Raw genomic sequence first — 2,862 nt, forward strand, 5'->3', positions numbered from 1 at the left:
GGCGCGCGTCGCACACCGGCTGGAGCAGGCGGCGAGCCTGCGGGGCGACCGCGGCCGGGCGCTGCTGCGGACGGTGCCGGGCATCGGCGTGTGGACGGCGGCGGAGATCGCACAGCGTGCCTGGGGCGATGCCGACGCGGTCAGCTTCGGCGACTTCCACGTGCCCTCCATCGTCGGATACGCGCTGCTGGGACGCCCTCTGGACGACGACGGGATGGCGGAGGTGCTCGCACCGTACTCGCCGCAACGGCAGCGCGCCGTGCGATACCTGGAAGCCGCCGGGCACACCCGGCCCCGGTTCGGGCCGCGGTACCCGATCCGGGACTACCGGGCGATCTGAGCGAAGGCGTCGGTGAGTTGGGCCTCGGCCTTGTCGAAGTAGTCCTGAAGCGCCCGCTCGGCCTCGGCGAGTTCGCCGTCGAGCACGAGCGTCGTGATCTGCCGGTTGAACTCCAGGTAGGGCTCGTGGAACTCCCGGGGCCTCGACATGACGTGGAAGGCCAGGCGCAGCTCCGCGAGCAGCTGCCGCATCAGGTCGTCCACCCGAGGACTGCCCGCCAGACCGCCGATCGCCTGGTGGAACCGGATGTTGGCGGTGCCGACGTCCACCCATCGCTGCTCGGCGTACGCGCGTTCGCCCTCGGAGACGGCGTCGTCGAGCGCGGTGAGCCGGGCGCGCGTCGCGGAACCGGCGAGCCGGATCGCGCTCGTCTCCAGCATCCGCCGTACGCGGTACAGGTCGGCGACGTCGTGCGCGTCGAGGATGCGCACGAACACGCCCCGATGGAACTCGTGCACCAGCAGGCGTTCGTGGACCAGGAGGCGGAAGGCCTCACGGAGGGTGTTGCGCGAGACCGACAACGCCCGGCCCGCGTTCTCCTCCGAGAGCCGGGTGCCGGGTGGCAGTGCGCCCTCGATGATCCGCTGCCGGAGCACGTCGGCGACGCGTTCGGCCGTGCTCGTCCGGTCGAGGAGCGCGCGATCGCCCGCGAGCAGGTCCACCCACGGGTCCGTGGCAGTCATGCGGCCTCCGTTCGACCCCGTTCGATGCCGTCGGAGCGTACCAGTGAGAGGGCACAAGACTCTTGCAGAATTGTTCAACAATTCTGTACGGTCGGCTGACCGACGTGAAGGTGGTGAGATGCGCCTGTTGCCCTGTGGCGACACGGGACTGCTCGTGGAGCTCGACGACCTCGACCAGGTCACCGGCCTGCACGCCGCCCTGCGAGCGGCCCTGCCCCCGGGGGTGGTGGACCTGGTGCCCGCCGCGCGCACGTTGCTCGTGCGGTTCGACCCGGGTCTCGTCGATCGCGCGGCCGTGGAGCACGCGGTGAGGCAGGCGCGACCGGTGGAGGCCGCCCGCGCGCACAGCGAGGTCGTCGAGATCCCGGTGCACTACGACGGCGACGACCTCGCCGAGGTCGCCTCCCTCCTCGGAGTCACGCCGCGCGAGCTGGTCGCCGCGCACACCCGAGCGCCGTGGTCGGTGGCGTTCGGGGGGTTCGCGCCCGGCTTCGGGTACCTGACCGCCACCACGTGGGCCCACGACGTGCCGCGGCGCAGCGAGTCCCGTACGGCGGTGCCCGAGGGCGCGGTCGCGCTGGCCGGGACGTTCAGCGGTGTCTACCCGCGCTCGTCGCCGGGTGGGTGGCAGCTGATCGGTCGCACCGACCTGACGCTCTGGGACACCCTGCGCGAGCCTCCGGCGCTGCTGCGGCCGGGCGTGCGGGTGCGGTTCGTGGAGGTCGCGTGAACACGGGTGCCGCGCTGGAAGTGGTCGAGACCGGGCCGCTCGCCACGATCCAGGACCTCGGACGGCCCGGGCTCGCGGGCATCGGCGTCGGCGCGTCCGGAGCCGCCGACCGCGCGTCGTTGCGCCTGGCCAACCGGCTCGTGGGCAACCCCGAGGGCGCGGCCGCCGTCGAGGTCACCCTCGGCGGGTTCACCGCACTGGCCCGCCGCGACCTCACCGTCGCCGTGACCGGAGCGCCGTGCCCCGTCACCGTCGGACGCCGGGGCGGGGCCGTGAACGCGGTGCTGCGGGTGCGGGCCGGCGAGACACTGCGGCTCGGCGTGAGCGAGCGGGGGCTGCGCAGTTACGTCGCGGTGCGTGGTGGTCTCGTCGTCGACCCCGTGCTCGGCTCCGCCTCCACCGACGTGCTGTCCGGAGTGGGGCCGCCGCCGCTCGCGCCGGGGCGGCTGCTGCCGGTCGGCACCCCGGCGTCACCACCGCCGGGTGTGGATTTCGCTCCGGTGGCTCCGTTGCCGGCGGGCGAGGTGACGCTCCGCATCGTGGCCGGGCCGCGGAGAGACTGGTTCGGCGAGGCCGCGCTGCCGACGTTGCTGCGTGAGCCCTACGAGGTCACGTCGCAGAGCAACCGCATCGGCCTGCGACTCGACGGCCCCGAGCTGCCGCGGGCGCGCGACACCGAGTTGCCGAGCGAGGGCATGGTGCCCGGCGCACTCCAGGTGCCGCCGACGGGACGGCCGACGCTGTTCCTCGCCGATCACCCCGTCACGGGCGGGTACCCGGTGATCGCGGTGGTGGTGTCGGCCGACGTCGACAAGGCCGCACAAGCGAGGCCGGGCATGCGCCTGCGCTTCACCCCGGTGTCCCCCTGACGCCGTGTCCGCGCTTCCCGTACCCGTGTCCGCGCCTCAGGGACGGGTGTTCGCACTTCCCGTACGGCCGTCGGGCCCCGAACCGCGGACACGCGTGCACGAACTGCGGACACGCGTGCGCAGCTCGCGGACACGGTGTCAGGCTTCGAGGGCGGCCTTGGCGATGGCGAGGGCTTCGTCGGGGGAGAGGCCCAGCGCGCGGACGCGCGCGGCGTAGTCGGCCGCCGCGTCGCGGGCCTG

3 protein-coding genes and 2 pseudogenes are annotated in these 2,862 nt (G+C 73.7%); 3 read left to right on the plus strand and 2 right to left on the minus strand.

Annotated elements, in window-relative coordinates; all coding sequences use genetic code 11:
- Positions 1-340: pseudogene (locus tag SACAZDRAFT_RS16660) on the plus strand (DNA-3-methyladenine glycosylase 2 family protein); the annotation flags it as partial.
- Here SACAZDRAFT_RS16660 and SACAZDRAFT_RS16665 read toward each other — a convergent pair.
- Entirely contained in the window at positions 325-1,023 is a 699-nt protein-coding gene (locus SACAZDRAFT_RS16665; protein WP_005443620.1) for a GntR family transcriptional regulator, read from the minus strand. The pseudogene SACAZDRAFT_RS16660 and the gene SACAZDRAFT_RS16665 overlap by 16 nt on opposite strands.
- 118 nt (positions 1,024-1,141) lie before the next feature.
- Between SACAZDRAFT_RS16665 and SACAZDRAFT_RS16670 the strand changes: the two genes are divergently transcribed.
- Both SACAZDRAFT_RS16670 and SACAZDRAFT_RS16675 read left to right on the plus strand, forming a co-directional pair.
- Complete coding sequence (locus SACAZDRAFT_RS16670; protein WP_005443622.1) at positions 1,142-1,753, plus strand: 5-oxoprolinase subunit B family protein; 612 nt, start codon at positions 1,142-1,144, stop codon at positions 1,751-1,753.
- A complete protein-coding gene (locus tag SACAZDRAFT_RS16675) occupies positions 1,750-2,622 on the plus strand; it encodes a 5-oxoprolinase subunit C family protein (protein ID WP_005443624.1) in 873 nt (290 codons plus the stop codon). Before SACAZDRAFT_RS16670 ends, SACAZDRAFT_RS16675 begins: the two co-directional genes overlap by 4 nt.
- 138 nt (positions 2,623-2,760) lie before the next feature.
- Here SACAZDRAFT_RS16675 and SACAZDRAFT_RS23420 read toward each other — a convergent pair.
- Positions 2,761-2,862: pseudogene (locus tag SACAZDRAFT_RS23420) on the minus strand (GntR family transcriptional regulator); the annotation flags it as partial.

Origin of the sequence: Saccharomonospora azurea NA-128 (assembly GCF_000231055.2) — a bacterium.
Classification (GTDB): Bacteria; Actinomycetota; Actinomycetes; order Mycobacteriales; family Pseudonocardiaceae; genus Saccharomonospora; species Saccharomonospora azurea.

Coding starts and splice junctions, on each gene's coding strand:
- SACAZDRAFT_RS16665 (WP_005443620.1), bottom strand. CDS start 1,023: ATGACTGCCACGGACCCGTGGGTGGACCTGCTCGCGGGCGATCGCGCG.
- SACAZDRAFT_RS16670 (WP_005443622.1), top strand. CDS start 1,142: ATGCGCCTGTTGCCCTGTGGCGACACGGGACTGCTCGTGGAGCTCGAC.